Source organism: Arthrobacter sp. KN11-1C, assembly GCF_052180225.1.
Lineage (GTDB): Bacteria > Actinomycetota > Actinomycetes > Actinomycetales > Micrococcaceae > Arthrobacter.
Map to the genome: position 1 here is coordinate 1,992,862 of NZ_CP197467.1, position 18,895 is coordinate 2,011,756.

Below are 18,895 nucleotides of genomic sequence, written 5' to 3' on the forward strand. Positions count from 1 at the left end.
TTCCACTGCGGGACGCTCAGTTCCATTTGAACCAGCGGACGGCGGCCGCGCCAGGAACGACGGTCCACAGCAGCAGCACAAGAACATACGGAAGGGAGACGCTGCCGTGGAGGAAAGCATCCCTGAGGGACTGCCCCAAGGCCCCTGAGGGCAGGAAGTGCACGATGCTCTGCGCCAGGTCCGGCAGACGCTCGGTCGGAACCACGATTCCGCCGAGGGCGCCCAGCAGGATCCAGAGCAAGTTGGTGATGGCGAGGGTTGCCTCGGGCCGGACGGTGCCGGCGACCAGGAGCCCGAGCGCAGTGAAGGCGGCAGCGCCGAGAACCAAGAGGCCGAGGCCGGGAAGCCAACCTTCGGGACGCGGATGCCAGCCCAGCAACGCGGCGACGGCGCCGATCACCAGGACCTGGAGGACCAGGACGGCCAAGACGGCGATGATCTTGCCGGCAATGAGTCCGGTCCGGCCCAAGGGAGTGGTCGAGAGGAAGCGGAGCACACCGTAGCGGCGGTCGAAGCCGGTGGCGATGCCCTGGCCCGTGAATGCCGTGGACATCGCACACAGGGCGAGGACGCCCGGCGTCGCGATGTCCACCCTGCTGGCGCCCAAGCCGTCGAGCAGGGGCGTGACCGTGAGTCCCACCAGGGCCAGCAAGGGCATGATCACCGCGAGGATCAACTGCTCGCCGTTCCGGATCATGGTCAAGGTCTCGTAGCGGCCCTGCAGGAGGATCCTGCGCATCAAGGTCGCCGGTCCGGCGTGGGGTGTGCTGCGCACGGGGATTGCACTGGTCATCGGATATCCCTTCCGGAAATGTCCAGGAAAACGTCTTCCAAGCTGCGCGCCTCCAAGCGGAGGGACGCCGGCATGATGCCCTTCTCTGCCCACCAGGCCGTCAGCTTCGCCAGATGCTGCGGCGTCAAAGTCCCGGCAATTGCGTAGCTGCCTGCCCGGCTTTCGGTGACGGTCAGTTCGTGACCGATGGCCGCGGCAATGTCGAGGCCGGCCGGGGCGTCGAAGAACAGGGTGCGTTCAGTCACCCCGTCCATGGCCTCGTGGCCGTGGCTCAACAAGTCGGCGACGGTGCCCTCCGCGACGTTGTGGCCGGCGTCGATGATGTAAACATAGTCCGCAAGCCTCTGCGCATCATCCATGAGGTGCGTGGTCAGGATGATACCCATGCCGGCATCCCGCAGTTCGGCGATGAGCTCGAAGACGATCTGGCGGGACTGGGGATCGAGTCCGGCGCTGGGCTCGTCCAGGAACAGGACTTCGGGATTGCCGATCAGGGCAGCCGCAAGGGAGAGACGCTGCTTTTGGCCGCCGGACAAGCGGCGGACGCCGGTGCGGCTGAAGGTGTCGATGCCCAAGCGCTCGACGAGTCCGTCCAGCGGAAGCGGATTCCGGTACATGCCCGCAATGTGCCGAAGCAAGGGGATGGGACGGGCCGACGGCGGGAGGCCGCCGTCCTGCAGCATGACGCCGACGCGTGAACGGAGGTTTGCGCCGGCGGTGTCGGGATCTTCGCCGAGGAGTCCGATGCGGCCGCCGGTACGTTTCTGAAGGCCTTGGGCACATTCGAGCGTTGTCGTCTTGCCGGCGCCGTTGGCACCAAGCAAGGCGGTGATCTGGCCGCGTTCTGCGAACATTGAGAGGCCGCTGACTACCCGCAGCATCTTGCCGTCAAGGGAAGCCAGCGGGCCAACGTCCTTGATGAGTCCGTCGATGGTGAGGACAGGGGATTCGGGGGATCGCACCAAAGTATTCTACGTGAAGTAGTAGGGGTGCGGCGGGCGGGGCGCCCGCAGGCCAGCCTTGCCTTACTGGATGCACGGACTAAATTACGACATGATTGTGTTGTGTATTCCATGAGGAGTTCTGTTTCCGTGCCCGCAGGGCATAGCGCGGTCATCCCTGTGCCCGGTGGCACTGCCGTTGGCGTCGCTGATGCGGAAGACCGTACCCGGAACCGCGTTCTCAACGCGGTGTTGGAGCATGGCCCCGTCAGCGCGGCTGAACTCGGCGACATGCTGGGGTTCACCCCTGCCGCTGTCCGCCGGCATCTGGATCACCTTCAGCGTGCCGGTGTCATAGAGGTAAAGCGCGTCGCGAAGGCGGGTGCCGGCGCGGGCCGGCCGGCCCGCCGCTACGTCCTCAGCTCCCAGGGGCAATCGAAGCTCGGCGATGACTACCTGAACATCGCCAGTTCCGCCTTGCGGCGGCTGAGGGACCTCGCAGGCGAAGAAGCTGTAAGGGACTATGCGGTGGAGCGCTTCGCCGAGATGGAGGCGCGCTACGCACCCGAAGTCGACCGAGCCGGTTCCGACATTGCCGCCCGGGCTGTGGCGCTGTCCAAGGCGTTGAGCCGGGACGGGTATGTCGCATCGGCAGCGTCGATTGAGACCAAGGCGCCCCTTCCCGCATCCCTCTCAAGCGTGCAGCTCTGCCAGGGCCATTGCCCCATCCAGCAGCTCGCCGCGGAATTCCCCGTTTTTTGCGACACTGAGACCGAACTGTTTTCCCGTTTGGTCGGCGTCGATGTCCGCAGGCTTTCCACCCTCGCGCAGGGCGGACACGTCTGCACCACCCACATTCCTACCGGCAGGCCAGCCGCCAAGGAGGCCCTCGGGTTTCCGAAGCTGCCGGCCGCGCCCCATGTCGAATCCAACAATCAGTAAGAAAGGCCGTGATGACGGGTCAATTAGCTGAAGGAACAGCAGAGAAAGCGCTAGCTGACGGTGCTGTGATCTCGGAGATTCTGGAGAAGAATCCCGAGCTGCACGGTATTGGCACCTACGAGTACGGATGGGCTGACAAGAACGACGTCGGCGCCAACGCACGCCGTGGTCTCAACGAAGAGGTAGTCCGCGACATTTCGGCCAAGAAGAACGAGCCGGAATGGATGCTGGACCTGCGCCTGAAGGGTTTGAAGTACTTCGACCGCAAGCCCATGCCCACTTGGGGTGCAGACCTCTCCGGCATCGACTTCGACAACATCAAGTACTTCGTGCGCTCCACGGAGAAGCAGGCTGCCACGTGGGAAGACCTCCCCGAGGACATCCGCAACACCTACGAGAAGCTGGGCATCCCGGAAGCCGAGCGCAGCCGCCTCGTGTCCGGCGTGGCCGCGCAGTACGAGTCCGAGGTTGTGTACCACCAGATCCGCGAGGACCTGGAGAAGCAGGGCGTGATCTTCCTGGACACGGACACCGCGCTGCGTGAGCACCCGGAGATCTTCCAGGAGTACTTCGGCACCATCATTCCGGTGGGCGACAACAAGTTCGCGTCGCTGAACACGGCCGTATGGTCCGGCGGTTCCTTCGTGTACGTCCCCAAGGGCGTCCACGTGGACATCCCGCTGCAGGCCTACTTCCGCATCAACACCGAGAACATGGGCCAGTTCGAGCGCACGCTGATCATCGCGGACGAGGACTCCTACGTCCACTACATCGAAGGCTGCACCGCGCCGATCTACACCTCGGACTCGCTGCACTCCGCCGTGGTGGAAATCATCGTGAAGAAGGGCGCCCGCGTCCGTTACACGACCATCCAGAACTGGTCCACCAACGTGTACAACCTGGTCACCAAGCGCGCCATCTGCGAAGAGGGCGCCACCATGGAATGGATCGATGGCAACATCGGCTCCAAGGTGACCATGAAGTACCCGGCCGTCTACCTGGTCGGCGAGCACGCCAAGGGTGAAACCCTGTCCATCGCCTTCGCCGGCGAAGGCCAGCACCAGGACACCGGCTCGAAGATGGTCCACATCGCGCCGAACACCAAGAGTTCCATCATCTCCAAGTCTGTGGCCCGCGGCGGCGGCCGTGCAGCCTACCGAGGCCTGGTCCAGGTCCGCGAAGGCGCCAAGCACTCCGCCAACACCGTGCGTTGCGACGCGTTGCTGGTAGACACCATTTCCCGTTCCGACACCTATCCCTACATCGACATCCGCGAGGATGACGTGGTGATGGGTCACGAGGCCACCGTTTCCCGAGTCAGCGAGGAGCAGCTCTTCTATCTGATGTCCCGCGGTATGCCCGAGGACGAGGCCATGGCCATGATCGTGCGCGGCTTCATCGAGCCGATTGCCCGTGAGTTGCCTATGGAATACGCCCTTGAACTCAACCGCCTGATTGAACTGCAGATGGAAGGATCCGTCGGTTAGCAATGACTGAAATCACTACTGAAAAGGCCCGCATCGGCGCGCCATCGGCAAAGCCGTTTATCGACGGATTCACTGAAGAGGGCGAGAACCTCTCGCCGGTGAACACCGGCACCAACACGTCTTCCACCTCGGAAACGACGCCGGGGCAGGCACCTTCGGCCGGGCCGCTCGCGGGCGCCTCGGCCAAGAGCCACTCCCACGGCGGCGGTGTTGGAATTCCGGACAGCTCGCGCGCAGGTCGACTGACCTCGTACAAGCTGGCAGACTTCAAGCCCCTCACCGGGCTGGAAGAGGACTGGCGCTTCACCCCGCTCAAGCGGCTTCGCGGCCTCCACAACGAGGTCCTCTCCGGTTCGGCACCGTCGGTCGCCGTGACCGCCCCCGAGGGCGTCGTCGTCGAGACCGTGGGGCGGGACGACGTCCGCATCGGCTCGGCTGCCATTCCGGAGGACCGCGTGTCCGCCAATGCCTGGGAGAACTTCACCGAGGCCACCGTCATCACGGTGCCGGCCGAGCTCCAGCTCGACGGCGAAGTGTCCGTCCTGCTGACCGGTACCTCCACCGAAGCTTCCGCCCAGCACATCGTGATCGTGGCAGGGCGCTTCTCCAAGTCCCGGATCGTCCTTGACCACCAGGGCAGCGCGATCGTTTCGGAGAACGTCGAAATCCTCGTCGAAGACGGTGCCGACCTGACGGTCATCTCGCTCCAGGAATGGAACGACGACGCCGTTCACGCCTCGTCGCAGCAGGCCAAGCTGGGCCGTGACGCCAAGTTCAAGCACATCGTGGTAAGCCTCGGCGGCGACGTCGTCCGCATGACTCCGTCCACCCGCTTCACGGCCCCGGGAGCGGAAGCCGAGATGTTCGGCCTGTACTTCGCCGACGCCGGCCAGCACCTCGAGCAGCGCTTGTTCGTTGACCACGCCGTGGCCAACTGCAAGTCCAACGTCCTGTACAAGGGCGCCCTGCAGGGCCGCAACGCGCACACCGTGTGGGTTGGCGACGTCTTGATCCGCAAGGAAGCCGAAGGCACCGATACCTACGAGGCCAACCGCAACCTGGTCCTCACGGACGGCGCACGCGCCGACTCGGTGCCGAACCTGGAGATTGAAACCGGCCTGATCGAGGGTGCCGGCCACGCCAGCGCCACCGGCCGTTTCGATGACGAACACTTGTTCTACCTCATGGCACGCGGCATCCCGGAAGACGTAGCCCGCCGCCTGGTGGTCCGCGGCTTCCTCAACGAGATCATCCAGCAGATCAAGGTCCCGGCACTCGAAGAGCGCCTGACCGAGGCTGTTGAGCGTGAGCTCGCCGCGAGCGACAACTAATTCAAGCCAAGCAGGGAAAACAGACTATGAGCGATCAGCCACAAGGCGAACTGGTATGCAACGCCAACGAGATCCAGGTCAAGCAGGCGCTGCGCATCCTGATCGATGACTACCCCGTAGCCATCGTCAAGGACTCGATGGGTCAGATCCACGCCATCGGAGACACCTGCTCGCATGCGGACATTTCGCTCTCCGAGGGTGAAATCGAAGGCTGCGCGATCGAATGCTGGGGCCACGGTTCCCAGTTCGATCTCCGCTCCGGACAGCCCTTGCAGCTCCCTGCCTACGACCCCGTCCCGGTCTTCGCCGTCAGCCTCGACGGCGACGACGTCTACGTGGACGTGACCAACGTTGTGAACGGCGCCTCAGTACAGAACTACTGAGCGCCAAGTGCCTAAAGACTTACGAAAGAAAGAAGAGCATGTCTACTCTTGAGATCAAGGACCTGCACGTCAGCATCGAGACGGAGCAGGGCACCAAGGAGATCCTGAAGGGCGTCAGCCTGACCATCAAGACCGGTGAGACCCACGCGATCATGGGCCCCAACGGTTCGGGCAAGTCCACCTTGGCGTCCACCATCGCCGGCCACCCGCGCTACAACGTCACGAGCGGCACCATCACGCTCGACGGCGAAGACGTGCTGGCCATGAGCGTTGACCAGCGCGCCCGTGCAGGCGTCTTCCTGGCCATGCAGTACCCCGTAGAGGTTCCGGGTGTCACCATGACCAACTTCCTGCGCACGGCCAAGACCGCAATCGACGGCGAAGCTCCTGCCCTCCGCACCTGGACCAAGGACGTCAAGGCGGCCATGCAGCAGTTGCGCATCGACGCCGACTTCGCACAGCGCAACGTCAACGAGGGCTTCTCCGGCGGCGAGAAGAAGCGCGTGGAGATCCTCCAGCTCGAGCTCTTCAAGCCGAAGTTCGCCGTACTTGACGAGACCGACTCCGGCCTGGACGTCGACGCGCTCAAGGTCGTCTCCGAGGGCGTCAACCGCGCCCACGCCACGGGCAACATGGGTACCTTGCTCATCACCCACTACACCCGCATCCTGCGCTACATCAAGCCGGACTTCGTCCACGTGTTTGTTGATGGCCAGGTTGTCGAAGAGGGCGGCCCTGAATTGGCCGACCGCCTCGAAGAAGAAGGCTACGACCGTTACGCCACGGGCGCCGGCGCAGCCACCATTGCTGCTGCCGCAGCAGCACAGGCCTAGTTAGGACTCCCGCCATGACCGAAATCAACGCGGCTCGCACCAGCCTCGAGGACGTCGAGGAGGCGCTCAAGGATGTCATCGACCCGGAACTCGGAGTCAACGTGGTGGACCTTGGGCTGCTCTACGGTCTGAAGTATTCGGAGGAGGACGGCGCTCTGCTCATCGACATGACGTTGACGACAGCTGCCTGCCCGCTGACGGATGTCCTTGAAGAGCAGGTCGGCCAGTCCCTCGACGGCATCGTCGACGACTGGCGCCTCAACTGGGTATGGATGCCGCCATGGGGTCCCGAGCGGATCACGGACGACGGCAAGGACCAGATGCGGGCCCTCGGCTTCAACATCTAGATCCCCAGCGGTTACGACGACGGCCGGTCACCTTCCGCGGAAGGTGACCGGCCGTCGTCGTACCCGCACAGCGTCACAGAACGCCGCGGACCCGCGGCAGGGGCTAAAATTCGATGATGCCTTTCCTGGACAAACTTCAGCTCTGGGCCGGTGAGCGCCCCGACGACACCGCCGTCGTCGTCGGCGGCAAGCGGCTCAGCTGGGCTGACCTTCGGGACGCCGCAGCCTTGCGCTTGGGCGGGACGCCCGCGACGGCGGTACTCGCCGAACCCAATTCGCTGGACTTCGTGGTGTCCTACACGGCCGCGGTCGCCGGCGAGCGGTGCTGCGCCGTGCTGGACCCGTTGTGGCCGCAAGCCATGATCGATGAGGTTACCCACAGGATCGGACAAGCCAGGCCCTTCACCGGCCCAACCGCAACAGGCGACGAGCTGTCCGACGGCGGTCCGGACTCCACGTTCCTGATCGGCCTGACGTCCGGAACCACGTCCGTTCCCAAAGCCTTCACCCGTTCACGGCGATCCTGGCAGGTCTCGTTTGACGCCTCCATCGAATTCTTCGGGCTGACACCGGAGGACAGGACGCTCGCGCCCGGACCGTTGGCCGCAAGCTTGAACCTGTACGCCCTGTCGGAATGCCTTTATGCCGGGGCGCCCTTCCACACCATGGAGACTTTCGACGTCGGCGATGTCCACGCAGCCATCAGCTACGACGGCGTCACCCGCCTGGTCCTCGTGCCCACGATGCTCCGCCTCCTCAGCGAACGCGGACTCACCGGAGGAGTGGACGCATCCGCCGTGCGCAGCATCATCTGCGCGGGCTCGAAACTTGACGCCCGCACCCTCGAGGCCGCCAGGCGGTGGGCGCCGAACGCGGCAATCTTCGAGTACTACGGTGCGTCAGAGCTCAGCTTCGTTTCCGGAACGCGGCTTGCTGCCGGGGAACCGCTCGACGCCGGCGGCACCGGAATCGGCGGACCGTTTCCCGGCGTCGAACTCAAGATCGTGGACGACGACGGCGCGGAGCTGCCCGATGGGGCCGACGGGAACATCTGCGTCCGCTCCGGCATGGTCAGCAACGGGTATTTGTGGGGCGACGACGGCCAGGCGCTGCGCTGCTTTGACGGTTGGTACACGGTGGGGGACCAGGGCTACGTGGACTCCGGTGTCCTGCACATCCTCGGCCGCCGGTCTGACATGATCATCACCTCCGGGAGGAACGTCTATCCCCACGAGGTGGAACTTGCCTTGGCTTCGGTCCCGGGGGTCTCGGTGGCCGTCGCGGCCGGAATGCTCGACGAAGTCCGCGGCCAGAAAGTCGTGGCCGGAATCGTTCCGGCGTACGGTTCGGTGACGGCAACCCAGGTCAAGACCGGCCTGGACGGTTTGCTCGCCCGGGACAAGCGGCCCCAGCGGTATTTCATGCTGTCCGAACTGCCTGTGACGGACCGCGGGAAGGTCAGCCGCCGGATGTTGCTCGACTGGATTGAGAACAACGATCCGCGGGTGAAGCCCCTTGCCTAGCCGCGATCCGGTCACAGCGCCGGACCCTTCGCGCCAACCCGTGATCATCGCTGCCCTGCGCACCCCCATTTGCCGGGCCAACGGACAACTGAAGACGCTTCGCGCCGAAGAACTCCTCTCTCCGGTCCTGCGCTCATTGCTGACAGCCACGGGTATTGCCGGCTCGGACGTGAGCGACGTCGTGATCGGCAACGCGGTGGGTGGCGGCGGAAACCTGGCCCGGTATGCCGCCTTGCACGCCGGACTGCCGGTGGAAGTTCCCGGATTGACCGTGGACCGGCAGTGTGGCTCCGGACTCGACGCCATCGCCCTGGCGTCCCGGCTCGTGGCCGCCGGTGGTAATGGCGTCTTCCTCGCCGGGGGAGTGGAGAGCATCAGTACCGCTCCGTTGCGTGCCAGGCGGAACCAAGACCCCGACGGCGAGCCGGACTTCTATACCCGCGCCACCTTCGTGCCGCCCGGGTTCGGGGACCCGGACATGGGGGTGGCCGCAGAAAACGTTGCGCGGGAGTGTGGCGTCAGCCGCGAACAACAAGATGAGTTCGCCTTGCGGAGTCACCAGCGTGCCGTCGCTGCCGGTGCCGCCGGCGCATTCGCCCCTGAAATTGTCCCCTTGCAAGCAGGGGGCGCCGTGGTGCAGGCGGATGACGGACCCCGGGCATCACTCAAGGCCGGACTCATGGCCCGCTTCCCGCCGGCATTCGTATCGGGCGGCACTGTGACGGCCGGAAACTCGTGCTTCGACGCCGACGCGGCCTCCGCCGTCGTGATCACTTCACTGGAGCGGGCACGTCAACTGGGTGCCGACGACGGACTGCTGGTCCTGGGCTGCGACACTGCGGGCGTGGACCCGGAACTGTTGGGCATCGGAGCGTCAGTGGCGGCCAGGCGCTTGCTGGCGGAGCTTGGTCTTGAACCCGGCGAACTGGACCTCGTGGAATTCAACGAGGCCTTCGCTTCGCAGACCCTCGCGTGCCTGGACTCGCTGGGAGTGGAACCGGCCCGGGTGAACCTCGACGGCGGAGCGCTGGCCTTGGGACACGCCTACGGCGCGTCCGGGGCTGTCCTGGTGACGCGGCTCCTGGCCCAGGCGCGCAGGATGGCCGGAGCGCAACCGGGCCGGGAGAGCCTGGCGTTGGCGATGATCAGCATCGCCGGTGGAATGGGCACGGCGGCAATGTTCCAGTACTCGCAGTTGGCGGTCGATTAGTCTTCGGCGTCGCCAAGCCCGCGCGCAGCCAGGGCGTCGCCGGTCTGCCGCGCATAGGCAACCGTGGTGATGAATACCGGCAACACCAGGGCGCGGGGATTGCGTTCAAGGCCGCGCGCCCGGGCTGAGTCGCGGACATCGGAAAATGCGCCGGCGATGAATGGAAGGCTGCGCAGCATGATGGCGATGGTGAGTGCGAAGCGCTCAGGGTCCGCCCCGAAACGCTGGAACGGCTTGGACAGGGCCACCACTCCGTCGAGTAATGCCTGCACGGGAGTGGTGACCGTCAGTACCGACGCCGCCACGACGCAGACAAGCACATTGAGCACAATCCGTGCGGCGACGGGGCCGCCCAGTTGCCACCACTGGAAGGCGCCGATCGCAAGGAGGATGGGCGTGACGAGCCACACGGCGCGCGCGAGCCGTTTGAAGCCCGCACCGCTCAGCAGGAACAGCCCGCACATCACTGCGAGGACCACTGCCGAGACAAGCCAGTCGACAATGAGGAATGACGCCAGGCCGCAGCCGGCAACCAGCAGGAACTTGAGCCATAGGGGAGTGCGGTGCACGATCGAGTCGCCCCGCACATAGTTGGGGATCAGGACCCCGTGGCCCCTCACGTCGCTTCCACCTTGCCCTGCGGGCATTCAGCCGCGCACAGCGCGCGGTAGTGTTCGACGGCGGCGGTTGCTCCGCCGTCGAACACTATACGTCCGCAATCCACCACGAGGGCGCGATCCGCCTCGAGGGCAAGATCGAGATCGTGGGTGGACATGATGATCTGCTGCTCCAGGCCCGCAAGGGTCCGCCTGAGCAACTCCCGGTTGCGCAGGTCCAGGAGGGTCGAAGGCTCGTCGAGGACCAGCACGGCGGGGTCCACCGCGAGCACGGCCGCGAGGGCGAGGAGTTGGCGTTCGCCGCCGGAGAGCTCATAAATACTCTGATCGGCGAGGTCCAGGATCCCGAACCGCTCCAGCACAGCTTCCGCACGGGCGGCACGCTCTTTGGAGTTTTTGATGGAGCGCCGCAGCGAGAGTTCAACGTCTTCCCGGCCGGTCGGCATGACCAGCTGTGACAAGGGATCGGTGAAGACGAAGCCCACCTGGCTGCGGACCTGGCGAACGTCCCGCACGCTGTCTGCGCCGTTGACGCGGACGGTGCCTTCGCTGGGAGCTACCAGGCCGTTGAGCAAGCGCAGCAAGGTGGATTTTCCCGAGCCGTTGGCCCCGATGACCGCGATGCGTTGCTCGGTGAGTTCCAAGGAGACGTCCCGTAGCAAAGTCTTGGGCGCCGGACTGCCATCGACGGCTACGCGCACGGAGACTTCGCTGAGAATGATGGTGTTCATCTACTGATGTTTCCGCTCTATTTGACGCGGCGGACCAGGATGTCCGGGAAGGCCTTGTGGAGCGAGACCGCAATGATCGCCGCCAGGACGTTCTTGATGGTGTCCCCGGGGTAGTAGGGCAGGTCGGCCAGGAATGCCTTGGCAAAGTCGAACTTGCCGTTGACCATGAAGCCGAGCACTCCGAGGCCGTGGATGAGGACGATGGTGCTGACCATCGCCGCGGCAAACAGGTAAACGGTACGGTACTTGACGGTCTTGCGGATCACGATGGCCGCCAACCAGCCGGTGGCGGCCGCCGCCAGCGGAAAGGCAATGATGTAGCCGGCCGACGGTGTCGCCAGGATACCGAGCCCGCTGCGGCCCCCGCTGAAGATCGGCAGTCCCGCGAAACCGAGCAGGGTGTAAAGCCCGACGGCGGCAAAAGCGCGCCCGCCGCCGAGCACGAGCCCGGTCAGGATGACGGTGAGGGTCTGCAGGGTGATCGGCACGCCGAGTGCGCCGACCGGAATCCCCGGAATCAGTGTTGAGGCGGCTACGAGGGCTGCGAATACCGCGATGAGGCCGATGTCCGTGGACGTCCAGCGGGCGCGGGGGGAGGTTCGTCGCGTGGATGCGGTTTCGGTGCTGCTCATGGTGTGTCCTGTCTCTGCCTGGGGGCGGGTGAATCCCTGAAACCGACACTACAGAGCAGCCTGACACGGAATTTTGTAGGGTGTCCACGAACAGCACCACACGGCCTTGGGCCCTAGGTACAAAGAGCGGTGCTGCTCGCGGCCGGAGTCCTGGCTAGGCTTCGACGTCCTCGGCTGTCGGGGTGAAGCCCGCGCGGTCCACCTTGCGGTGGTAATGCATACCGGCGAGTCCTCCCAACGCCGCGGCGATGAGGGTCACTGCAGCCACCACGATGGCGGCAACGATGCCGATGGTGCTGAGCTGTCCCTCACCCACCGGGATCCTTGGGAAGCTGTTGACGTTGGCGAGGATATTGAACCGCGGTCCGGCGAACAAGCCCAGCAAGGCCACCAGCACGGCGACGATAACCGCCCAGAACCAGACCATGAATCCTTGCCTGACACCGTTGAACCGGGCCATGCGTCCGGCAACGTAGCCGCCGCAATAATAGGAGAGGAACAGGATCACCAGGAGCGCGATGATTCCCGCGATGCCCACGGGCTGCGACGACGCGAGGTTTGCCGCATCACTGACGTTCGCGTTGTTGGCGAGCCCGACGGCGATCCCCGCGGCTGCGAGGAGGGCCACCAACAGCACGGCCATTCCCGTGGCGGTCAGCCAGCCGAAAAACGCGGAGCCGATCTTGATCCCGCCGAACTGCTCTTTTTCGCGGGCGATGACGGTCTCGCGGGTGGCTGCGCCGGGGTCGGAAGCGGCTGGAACGACGGGATAGCTGCTCGTTTCGTCCACGTAGCCGGAACCGCTTCCACGCACGTCATCTACGCGCTCGGTCCGCGGTTCGGCTACCCGCCCGGTCCGTGGTTCGGCGGTGTATGGGACTTCATCCTGGGCGCGCTCAGCCCGGACGTGTTTGCCATCGGATCCTGCTGTACTGCTCATCGTGAGCCTCCCTCGCAATTGTCCTACCTTCACCTAACCACGCGCCGAAAATAGTAGCAAGGGTACTTACTATTCCGGGATCGTCCGCGCCCGCCCTCGTCGCTGGCGAGTGTGGGACCTCGTGGGCGGTAGAATCGTAAAGGCCGTTTGTTCGGCCCCTCCACTTCAGCCGCGCCGTGACCTCCGGTGCTGCGGGTGTTCCCCATTGAAAGGCATCCCCCGAATTGATTACTGTCCAGGAACTCGAACTGCGCGCCGGCGCCCGCCTGCTCATGGACCAGGTGAGCTTCCGCGTGGACAAGGGGGACAAAATCGGTTTGGTGGGCCGGAACGGTGCGGGCAAAACGACCCTCACCCGCGTCCTTGCCGGCGAGGGACTGCCCGCGGCCGGCAAAGTCGCACGCAGCGGTGAAATCGGCTACTTGCCACAGGATCCGCGGACCCCGGACATGGAACAACTGGCGCGCGACCGCATCCTTTCCGCCCGCGGCCTCGACGTCGTGGTGGGCAAGCTGAAGCAGGCGCAAACGGACATGTCCAGCGAAGACGCCACCGTCCAGCGCAAAGCCATGAACCGCTACGACCGTCTCGAAGCCGAGTTCCTCGCAGGAGGCGGTTATGCGGCCGAGGCCGAAGCCGCTGCTATTTCCTCCAACCTGGCTCTTCCCGAGCGGCTCCTGAACCAGCCGCTCAAGACCCTGTCCGGCGGCCAGCGCCGCCGCGTGGAGCTGGCCCGGATCCTCTACTCGGACGCCGAAACCCTCCTCCTGGACGAACCCACCAACCACCTCGACGCAGACTCCATCACCTGGCTCCGCGATTTCCTCAAGAGCCACCAGGGCGGGCTGATTGTGATCAGCCACGACGTGGAGCTCCTCGAAGCCACGGTCAACAAGGTTTACCACCTGGACGCCAACCGGGCGCAGATCGACTTCTACAACATGGGTTGGAAGCGCTACCTGCAACAGCGTGAAACCGACGAGCGCGCCCGCAAGCGCGAACGCGCCAATGCCGAAAAGAAGGCCCAGGTCCTCATGGACCAGGCCAACAAGATGCGTGCCAAGGCCACCAAGGCCGTCGCGGCGCAAAACATGGCAAAGCGTGCAGAGCGGCTGCTCGGGGGCCTGGAAGCAGTCCGCGAGAATGACCGCGTGGCAGCCTTGCGCTTCCCGGATCCAGCACCGTGCGGCAAGACTCCGCTCACCGCGGAAGGCCTGAGCAAGTCCTACGGCTCCCTGGAAATCTTCACCGACGTGGACCTGGCCATCGACCGCGGCTCAAAGGTGGTCATTCTGGGCCTCAACGGTGCAGGCAAGACCACCCTCCTGCGGATGCTCGCCGGGGTGGACAAGCCGGACACCGGCGACATCGTCCCGGGCCACGGGCTCAAAGTGGGCTACTACGCCCAGGAACACGAAACCCTGGACCACGATCGCACCGTCCTGGAGAACATGCGTTCATCGGCTCCTGACATGAAGGACGCGGAGGTCCGCGGGATCCTCGGTTCCTTCCTGTTCTCGGGCGACGACGTCGACAAGCCGGCCGGCGTGCTTTCCGGTGGTGAGAAGACGCGACTGGCCCTCGCCACGATCGTGGCCTCGAGCGCCAACGTGCTGCTCCTGGACGAGCCCACCAACAACCTGGACCCCGCCAGCCGCGCCGAGATCCTCGGCGCACTGCGGAACTATTCCGGCGCCGTCGTCCTCGTCAGCCACGATGAAGGCGCCGTGGCGGCGCTGAACCCGGAACGCGTCGTCTTGCTTCCGGACGGTGTCGAGGACCACTGGAACGAAGACTACCTGGACCTCATCACCCTCGCTTAGGGGAGCGGGTCAGGGACCTACCCGATCAGGGCATTTCCCACGGTGCTATGGCATTTCCCACGGGACAGATGCAAGCGGACGGCCTAGTTCAATGTAGCTTTTCAGATTGGACAGGACCGCCGACCAGCCGCGGCCGGCAATGGCGAGCTGTTCGTCGTCGGCGATGTTCCTGTGATGGACGGTGAGCCGGGCAATACCGTCATGTGCCTCGATGGTGAAGGTGGCCACATCGGGCTTCACCACCTCCGGAACCGAGGGATCCTCCCACGTGTTCACGAGGCGCGCCGGCGGCGTCGCTTCGAGGATGGTTCCTACGACGTCGGCAGTTCCCGAGCCATCCGTGCGCTGGTGTTCCCAGCGTGAACCTGCCTTCCAGTCCGAAACATTGGCATGGCCCCAGTACTCAGCGCTTTGGGCTGCATCCGTCAGTGCCGTCCAAATCTGGTCCGGGGTTCCTTCGATGTACGTGACGTAGGTGTATTCAGCCATGCTCACCAGCCTAGCCGCAGGGCGGCCCGGATCAACGCCTTAGCGGACCCTCAGGGGCTGGGCGGCCGTAATCCGTTGGAGTTCGATGTAGCTGATGGAGAACATCGAGTTATGGTCACCCGCGCCTGCCCAGAGCAGCGGGTGCTCCTGGAGCGAGATGTCGAGGATCGTTCGTATGGGCTGTGGGTGTCCAACGGGAGCCACGCCGCCCACGGCTTGGCCGGTGTGCTCCAGCACGAAGTCCGGGCTGGCACGGCGGATCCTGGCTGTTCCCAAGGAGGCTGCCACGAGGGCGGTGTCCACCTTCGCGGCCCCGCTCGCGAGGATCAGCAGGGGTGCACCGTCAAGTTCGAAGACCAGGCTGTTGGCGATGGCCGCAACATCGCAACCCAGCAGGGACGCTGCCGCGGCCGCGGTGGGGACTTCGTCGTCGAAAGTCCGCACCGTGTCTTGTGCGCCGGCCGCGGTCAGCGCCGACTTCACATTCAGGACGGGGGCCGGAGCCGGTTCAGTACCCTTGTGCATCCAGGATCGCGTCTTCCTCTTCTTCGGCCGTCGGCCGCTTCGATTTCCGCGGTGCGGGTGCCTTGCGACGAGGCATCGCGCTGAGTTCTTCCTCTTCCTCGTCCTGGGCGTCGATCAGCGCGTTCCGCGCCTGTTGCCTCGCCGCGTAGCCGAAACCGACGAACATCAGGACGCCGAAGGCGAACCATTGCAGGGAGTAGGAGAGGTGGGTGCCCTCGTCCGTGGCCGGTTTGGCGAACGGCGCGGGCATCACCTGGGCAGCGGGCGATTCCGAGGCCAACTGCCCGTAGGCGCCGGTCAAGATGGGGTAGTGAAGTTCCGTGGCGTAGGCAGGAAGATCGATCGACTGCAACTGGCCATCCACCGCGCCGCGGCCCAGGTCGGCTTCCGAAGCCTGCAAACGTACGACGACGGTGACGTCGCCCGCCGGCGGGGCCGGGATGCTGTCCGGGTGGCCGGGAGTCTTGTTTCCGATGGGCAGCCAACCGCGGTCGACCACCACGGCGTCGCCGCTCGACAAGCGGAGCGGGACCACTACCTCGTATCCGGGCTGGCCGTTGAGGGGACGGTTGCGGACAACGCGTTGGCCCGAAACGTCATAGCTCCCATGGAGTTCCACCTGTGCCCATTCCCGTTCAGGGTCCAATGATTGGAACTGTGCCTTGGCAGCCGAAAAGGGGAGGGGAGTGGCCGAGTAGTTGTTGACCACTCGATTGATTTCCGCCAAGGTCTCTGCCCTGCGGTCCATCTGCCAGCGGCCCAGCAAAACGCAGCCGGTGGCAAAGATCAGGGCCAGGACGAAGTAGCCCAGCCACTTGCTGGAAAAAAGAAAACGATACATTCAGCGGGCCTCGCCTGTGTCAGTGGTCTTGTCGAAAGGGACTGTCTCTTTCCACAGGCCTCGGGTCTGCAAGTAGTCCTCCAACCATTCCCGGTGCTCATCGCAGGACAACCACACCTTGCGGCGCTCGGGAGTATGGATACGGGGATTGTTCCACAGGAGCTGCCATGTGGCCTCCGCGCGGCATGCCTTGCGCGAACACACAGCCGCAGGCGAGCCATCGAGGCCGGCCTGCTGTTCATTCTCCGGCCCCAGCCCGCCCAAAGTGAAGATGTTCATGAAGCCGCCTGTTCTTCCCCGCTGAACGGATACTTGCGTTTTGCGCCGCCGGTGAAGTCATCGGGTTCCGGGCTGGCAGCGTCCTCGCCGGCAGCGTCGTCGTCGATGAGTTCGCCCTGCAAAACGGTGACGGGCGCCGCGGGCGGTTCCCCTTCTTCAGGCGACGCTTCCAGCTCCACGGCCGGGACGTAGTCCAACAGGGCGTCGCTGTGGACTTCGGCTTTGTCGCTGCCATTGGCGATCACCACGGCAATCCAGGGCAGGAACACGGCACCGGCAACGGCGATGATCTTGAACCAGCCGTCGACCACGAAAATGAGGATGAGGCACACCAAGCGGATACCCATCGCGACGGCGTACTTGATCATCCGTTCGCGCATGTCGTCCGAGTGGGCGGCAGCGGCGTCGGTAATGCTGTGCACCTCGGGGTCACCCGATACGGCGTCCGGATCCCCTGGCGCCTGCAGGGGACTGCTATCTCTTGTCACGGCTGATTCATCACGCTCCAACGGCTCCCCTCAATTCTCTCACCCCGGAACGGGCCTCCCAAACCGCGCCGGGCGCAGCTACCCGCGGCCAAGGTCTCCCGGCGGCTAAGATCGATGCAGGAAATCACCCACTTTCAAGCGGCATATTGCTGCCGCGGAACCCTGGAGAGCAGCATGTCTGAAGCAGTATCAAGCGCCCGCAGTGTCCTTATCACGGGCGGAAACCGCGGCATCGGCCTGGCTATCGCAGAGGCATTCCTCGCCAACGGAGACAAGGTTGCCGTGACCTACCGCAGCGAAACGCCCCTTCCCGAGGGCATCCTCGGCGTGAAGGCCGATGTGACCGACGAGGCCTCCCTCGATGCCGCGTTCAAGGAAGTCGAGGCGGCCCACGGACCCGTCGAGGTTTTGGTAGCCAACGCCGGAATCACCAAGGACACGCTTCTCTTGCGCATGAGCGAGGACGATTTCACGTCCGTCATCGACACCAACCTCACCGGCGCTTTCCGGGTCATCAAGCGTGCCTCGAAGGGAATGATCCGTTTGCGCAAGGGACGAGTTGTATTGATCTCTTCCGTGTCGGGTCTCTACGGTGCCCCGGGACAGATCAATTACTCGGCCTCGAAGGCGGGCATGGTGGGCATCGCCCGTTCCCTCACCCGGGAACTTGGCAGCCGGGGGATCACCGCGAACGTGGTGGCACCGGGATTCATCAACACGGACATGACCGCGGAGCTTCCCGAAGACACCCAGAAGGCCTATTTGGCGAGTGTCCCGGCCGGCCGATTCGCCGAGGCATCCGAGGTCGCAAACGTGGTCCGGTGGATCGCCAGCGATGAAGCCGCATACATCTCCGGTGCTGTCATCCCCGTGGATGGCGGCCTGGGCATGGGGCACTAGGTCAGGGTTCCCGCTGGCATGATTGACTCGGGACTTATGGAACCCGGATGTTTTGAACAAGTTGGACGTTTTGAATAAAGGAGCACGAATGGGACTGCTGGACAACAAGACGGCGATCGTCACCGGTTCTTCGCGCGGCATCGGCGCTGAAGTAGCCAAGATCCTGGCCGGCGAGGGCGCTGCCGTCGTCGTCAACTACCGCCAGAAGGCCCCCCGGGCCAACAAGGTAGTAGGCGAGATCCAAGCGGCCGGTGGCCGTGCTGTCGCCGTCGGCGCGGACCTGACCACCCAGGAAGGCGTCCAGGCGCTGGCCAGCGCGGCCATGGAGGAATTCGGTTCGCTGAACGTCCTCGTGCTCAACGCTTCCGGCGGCATGGAATCCGGCATGGAAGAGGACTACGCCCTCAAGCTGAACCGCGACGCCCAGATCAACATGCTCAACGCCGCTGTTCCGCTGATGCCGGAGGGTTCCCGTGTGGTGTTCGTCACGAGCCACCAGGCGCACTTCGTCGAGACCGTTCCCACGATGCCCGAGTACGAGCCCGTCGCCCGCAGCAAGCGCGCGGGTGAGGACGCATTGCGCGGCCTCCTCCCGAACCTCGCCGACAAGGGCATCTCGCTCGTGGTGGTTTCCGGCGACATGATCGAAGGCACTGTGACTGCCACCTTGCTGGACCGCTCCAACCCGGGCGCCATCGAGGCCCGCCGGGCCGAGGCCGGCAAGCTGTACTCGGTGGAGGAATTCGCCGCTGAGGTGGCGAAGATGGCCACGGCCGACGTCGAGAGCGGCCACACTGAATACGTCGGCGGCGCTGACTATTTCGGCAAGAGCGCCTGATC

Annotated in this window: 22 protein-coding genes; 11 read left to right on the top strand and 11 right to left on the bottom strand. The window is 64.7% G+C overall.

The window, feature by feature from the left end; translation table 11 throughout:
* Window positions 1-16: 16 nt before the first annotated feature.
* A complete protein-coding gene (locus tag ACSBOX_RS09305) occupies window positions 17-793 on the bottom strand; it encodes an ABC transporter permease (RefSeq protein WP_442545736.1) in 777 nt (258 codons plus the stop codon).
* The gene (locus tag ACSBOX_RS09310; RefSeq protein WP_442545737.1) at window positions 790-1,755 is read right to left on the bottom strand and encodes an ABC transporter ATP-binding protein; all 966 of its coding nucleotides are present in this window, start codon (window positions 1,753-1,755) and stop codon (window positions 790-792) included. The genes ACSBOX_RS09305 and ACSBOX_RS09310 overlap by 4 nt, the downstream gene beginning before the upstream one ends.
* A gap of 102 nt (window positions 1,756-1,857) precedes the next feature.
* Between ACSBOX_RS09310 and ACSBOX_RS09315 the strand changes: the two genes are divergently transcribed.
* The 8 genes from ACSBOX_RS09315 (at window position 1,858) to ACSBOX_RS09350 (ending at window position 9,790) form a co-directional block, all read left to right on the top strand.
* Complete coding sequence (locus tag ACSBOX_RS09315) at window positions 1,858-2,676, top strand: helix-turn-helix transcriptional regulator (RefSeq protein ID WP_241707762.1); 819 nt, start codon at window positions 1,858-1,860, stop codon at window positions 2,674-2,676.
* Between the two features lie 11 nt (window positions 2,677-2,687).
* Window positions 2,688-4,163 (top strand): Fe-S cluster assembly protein SufB, encoded by a 1,476-nt coding sequence (gene sufB / locus ACSBOX_RS09320; protein WP_078108810.1) that lies wholly within the window; start codon window positions 2,688-2,690, stop codon window positions 4,161-4,163.
* 2 nt (window positions 4,164-4,165) lie between these two features.
* Window positions 4,166-5,494 carry a Fe-S cluster assembly protein SufD gene (gene sufD, locus ACSBOX_RS09325; RefSeq protein ID WP_442545738.1) on the top strand — a complete coding sequence of 443 codons (1,329 nt, stop codon included), beginning with the start codon at window positions 4,166-4,168 and terminating at the stop codon, window positions 5,492-5,494.
* A 26-nt stretch (window positions 5,495-5,520) separates the two neighbouring features.
* Window positions 5,521-5,877 (top strand): non-heme iron oxygenase ferredoxin subunit, encoded by a 357-nt coding sequence (locus ACSBOX_RS09330; RefSeq protein ID WP_442545739.1) that lies wholly within the window; start codon window positions 5,521-5,523, stop codon window positions 5,875-5,877.
* 38 nt (window positions 5,878-5,915) lie between these two features.
* A complete protein-coding gene (sufC, locus tag ACSBOX_RS09335) occupies window positions 5,916-6,710 on the top strand; it encodes a Fe-S cluster assembly ATPase SufC (RefSeq protein WP_241707760.1) in 795 nt (264 codons plus the stop codon).
* 14 nt (window positions 6,711-6,724) lie between these two features.
* A complete protein-coding gene (locus ACSBOX_RS09340) occupies window positions 6,725-7,057 on the top strand; it encodes a metal-sulfur cluster assembly factor (RefSeq protein WP_059389266.1) in 333 nt (110 codons plus the stop codon).
* A gap of 116 nt (window positions 7,058-7,173) precedes the next feature.
* Window positions 7,174-8,580 (top strand): class I adenylate-forming enzyme family protein, encoded by a 1,407-nt coding sequence (locus ACSBOX_RS09345; RefSeq protein WP_442545740.1) that lies wholly within the window; start codon window positions 7,174-7,176, stop codon window positions 8,578-8,580.
* Window positions 8,573-9,790 (top strand): thiolase family protein, encoded by a 1,218-nt coding sequence (locus ACSBOX_RS09350; protein ID WP_442545741.1) that lies wholly within the window; start codon window positions 8,573-8,575, stop codon window positions 9,788-9,790. Before ACSBOX_RS09345 ends, ACSBOX_RS09350 begins: the two co-directional genes overlap by 8 nt.
* Here ACSBOX_RS09350 and ACSBOX_RS09355 read toward each other — a convergent pair.
* From ACSBOX_RS09355 to ACSBOX_RS09370, 4 genes are all read right to left on the bottom strand, one after another.
* A complete protein-coding gene (locus tag ACSBOX_RS09355) occupies window positions 9,787-10,410 on the bottom strand; it encodes an energy-coupling factor transporter transmembrane component T family protein (protein WP_442545742.1) in 624 nt (207 codons plus the stop codon). The two genes, ACSBOX_RS09350 and ACSBOX_RS09355, sit on opposite strands and share 4 nt — an antisense overlap.
* Window positions 10,407-11,138: an energy-coupling factor ABC transporter ATP-binding protein gene (locus tag ACSBOX_RS09360; protein WP_442545743.1), complete on the bottom strand. Its 732-nt coding sequence runs from the start codon at window positions 11,136-11,138 to the stop codon at window positions 10,407-10,409. The genes ACSBOX_RS09355 and ACSBOX_RS09360 overlap by 4 nt, the downstream gene beginning before the upstream one ends.
* Before the next feature lie 17 nt (window positions 11,139-11,155).
* On the bottom strand, window positions 11,156-11,770 hold the full coding sequence (locus ACSBOX_RS09365) for a biotin transporter BioY (protein WP_442545744.1): 615 nt from the start codon (window positions 11,768-11,770) through the stop codon (window positions 11,156-11,158).
* A 154-nt stretch (window positions 11,771-11,924) separates the two neighbouring features.
* The gene (locus tag ACSBOX_RS09370; protein WP_442545745.1) at window positions 11,925-12,710 is read right to left on the bottom strand and encodes a hypothetical protein; all 786 of its coding nucleotides are present in this window, start codon (window positions 12,708-12,710) and stop codon (window positions 11,925-11,927) included.
* A 224-nt stretch (window positions 12,711-12,934) separates the two neighbouring features.
* Here ACSBOX_RS09370 and abc-f point away from each other — a divergent pair, with 224 nt between their 5' ends.
* Entirely contained in the window at window positions 12,935-14,533 is a 1,599-nt protein-coding gene (gene abc-f, locus ACSBOX_RS09375) for a ribosomal protection-like ABC-F family protein (protein ID WP_442545746.1), read from the top strand.
* 45 nt (window positions 14,534-14,578) lie between these two features.
* Here the strand turns inward: abc-f and ACSBOX_RS09380 are convergent, their stop codons facing one another.
* The 5 genes from ACSBOX_RS09380 to ACSBOX_RS09400 are packed head-to-tail and all read right to left on the bottom strand — an operon-like array spanning window position 14,579 to window position 17,176.
* Window positions 14,579-15,022, bottom strand: a complete 444-nt coding sequence (locus ACSBOX_RS09380; protein ID WP_442545747.1) for an SRPBCC domain-containing protein — start codon at window positions 15,020-15,022, stop codon at window positions 14,579-14,581.
* A 39-nt stretch (window positions 15,023-15,061) separates the two neighbouring features.
* The gene (locus tag ACSBOX_RS09385) at window positions 15,062-15,547 is read right to left on the bottom strand and encodes a YbaK/EbsC family protein (RefSeq protein WP_442545748.1); all 486 of its coding nucleotides are present in this window, start codon (window positions 15,545-15,547) and stop codon (window positions 15,062-15,064) included.
* Window positions 15,531-16,388, bottom strand: a complete 858-nt coding sequence (locus tag ACSBOX_RS09390) for an SURF1 family cytochrome oxidase biogenesis protein (RefSeq protein ID WP_442545749.1) — start codon at window positions 16,386-16,388, stop codon at window positions 15,531-15,533. Before ACSBOX_RS09390 ends, ACSBOX_RS09385 begins: the two co-directional genes overlap by 17 nt.
* On the bottom strand, window positions 16,389-16,667 hold the full coding sequence (locus ACSBOX_RS09395) for a hypothetical protein (protein ID WP_442545750.1): 279 nt from the start codon (window positions 16,665-16,667) through the stop codon (window positions 16,389-16,391). It abuts the gene before it with no gap.
* Window positions 16,664-17,176: a DUF3099 domain-containing protein gene (locus tag ACSBOX_RS09400; protein ID WP_442545751.1), complete on the bottom strand. Its 513-nt coding sequence runs from the start codon at window positions 17,174-17,176 to the stop codon at window positions 16,664-16,666. The genes ACSBOX_RS09395 and ACSBOX_RS09400 overlap by 4 nt, the downstream gene beginning before the upstream one ends.
* A gap of 153 nt (window positions 17,177-17,329) precedes the next feature.
* On the opposite strand from ACSBOX_RS09400, the gene ACSBOX_RS09405 reads away from it, so the two are divergent.
* Both ACSBOX_RS09405 and ACSBOX_RS09410 read left to right on the top strand, forming a co-directional pair.
* Window positions 17,330-18,055: a beta-ketoacyl-ACP reductase gene (locus ACSBOX_RS09405; protein WP_442545752.1), complete on the top strand. Its 726-nt coding sequence runs from the start codon at window positions 17,330-17,332 to the stop codon at window positions 18,053-18,055.
* An 88-nt stretch (window positions 18,056-18,143) separates the two neighbouring features.
* Window positions 18,144-18,893 (top strand): SDR family oxidoreductase, encoded by a 750-nt coding sequence (locus ACSBOX_RS09410; RefSeq protein ID WP_442545753.1) that lies wholly within the window; start codon window positions 18,144-18,146, stop codon window positions 18,891-18,893.
* The last annotated feature ends 2 nt before the right edge of the window (window positions 18,894-18,895 follow it).

Excerpts from the sequence above, each read along its gene's own strand:
- ACSBOX_RS09390 (WP_442545749.1), bottom strand. The coding sequence starts at position 16,388 with ATGTATCGTTTTCTTTTTTCCAGCAAGTGGCTGGGCTACTTCGTCCTG.
- sufB (WP_078108810.1), top strand. The coding sequence starts at position 2,688 with ATGACGGGTCAATTAGCTGAAGGAACAGCAGAGAAAGCGCTAGCTGAC.
- ACSBOX_RS09365 (WP_442545744.1), bottom strand. The coding sequence starts at position 11,770 with ATGAGCAGCACCGAAACCGCATCCACGCGACGAACCTCCCCCCGCGCC.
- ACSBOX_RS09410 (WP_442545753.1), top strand. The coding sequence starts at position 18,144 with ATGGGACTGCTGGACAACAAGACGGCGATCGTCACCGGTTCTTCGCGC.
- ACSBOX_RS09360 (WP_442545743.1), bottom strand. The coding sequence starts at position 11,138 with ATGAACACCATCATTCTCAGCGAAGTCTCCGTGCGCGTAGCCGTCGAT.
- ACSBOX_RS09405 (WP_442545752.1), top strand. The coding sequence starts at position 17,330 with ATGTCTGAAGCAGTATCAAGCGCCCGCAGTGTCCTTATCACGGGCGGA.
- sufC (WP_241707760.1), top strand. The coding sequence starts at position 5,916 with ATGTCTACTCTTGAGATCAAGGACCTGCACGTCAGCATCGAGACGGAG.
- sufD (WP_442545738.1), top strand. The coding sequence starts at position 4,166 with ATGACTGAAATCACTACTGAAAAGGCCCGCATCGGCGCGCCATCGGCA.
- ACSBOX_RS09305 (WP_442545736.1), bottom strand. The coding sequence starts at position 793 with ATGACCAGTGCAATCCCCGTGCGCAGCACACCCCACGCCGGACCGGCG.
- ACSBOX_RS09380 (WP_442545747.1), bottom strand. The coding sequence starts at position 15,022 with ATGGCTGAATACACCTACGTCACGTACATCGAAGGAACCCCGGACCAG.
- ACSBOX_RS09340 (WP_059389266.1), top strand. The coding sequence starts at position 6,725 with ATGACCGAAATCAACGCGGCTCGCACCAGCCTCGAGGACGTCGAGGAG.
- ACSBOX_RS09330 (WP_442545739.1), top strand. The coding sequence starts at position 5,521 with ATGAGCGATCAGCCACAAGGCGAACTGGTATGCAACGCCAACGAGATC.
- ACSBOX_RS09395 (WP_442545750.1), bottom strand. The coding sequence starts at position 16,667 with ATGAACATCTTCACTTTGGGCGGGCTGGGGCCGGAGAATGAACAGCAG.
- ACSBOX_RS09345 (WP_442545740.1), top strand. The coding sequence starts at position 7,174 with ATGCCTTTCCTGGACAAACTTCAGCTCTGGGCCGGTGAGCGCCCCGAC.
- ACSBOX_RS09385 (WP_442545748.1), bottom strand. The coding sequence starts at position 15,547 with ATGCACAAGGGTACTGAACCGGCTCCGGCCCCCGTCCTGAATGTGAAG.
- ACSBOX_RS09370 (WP_442545745.1), bottom strand. The coding sequence starts at position 12,710 with ATGAGCAGTACAGCAGGATCCGATGGCAAACACGTCCGGGCTGAGCGC.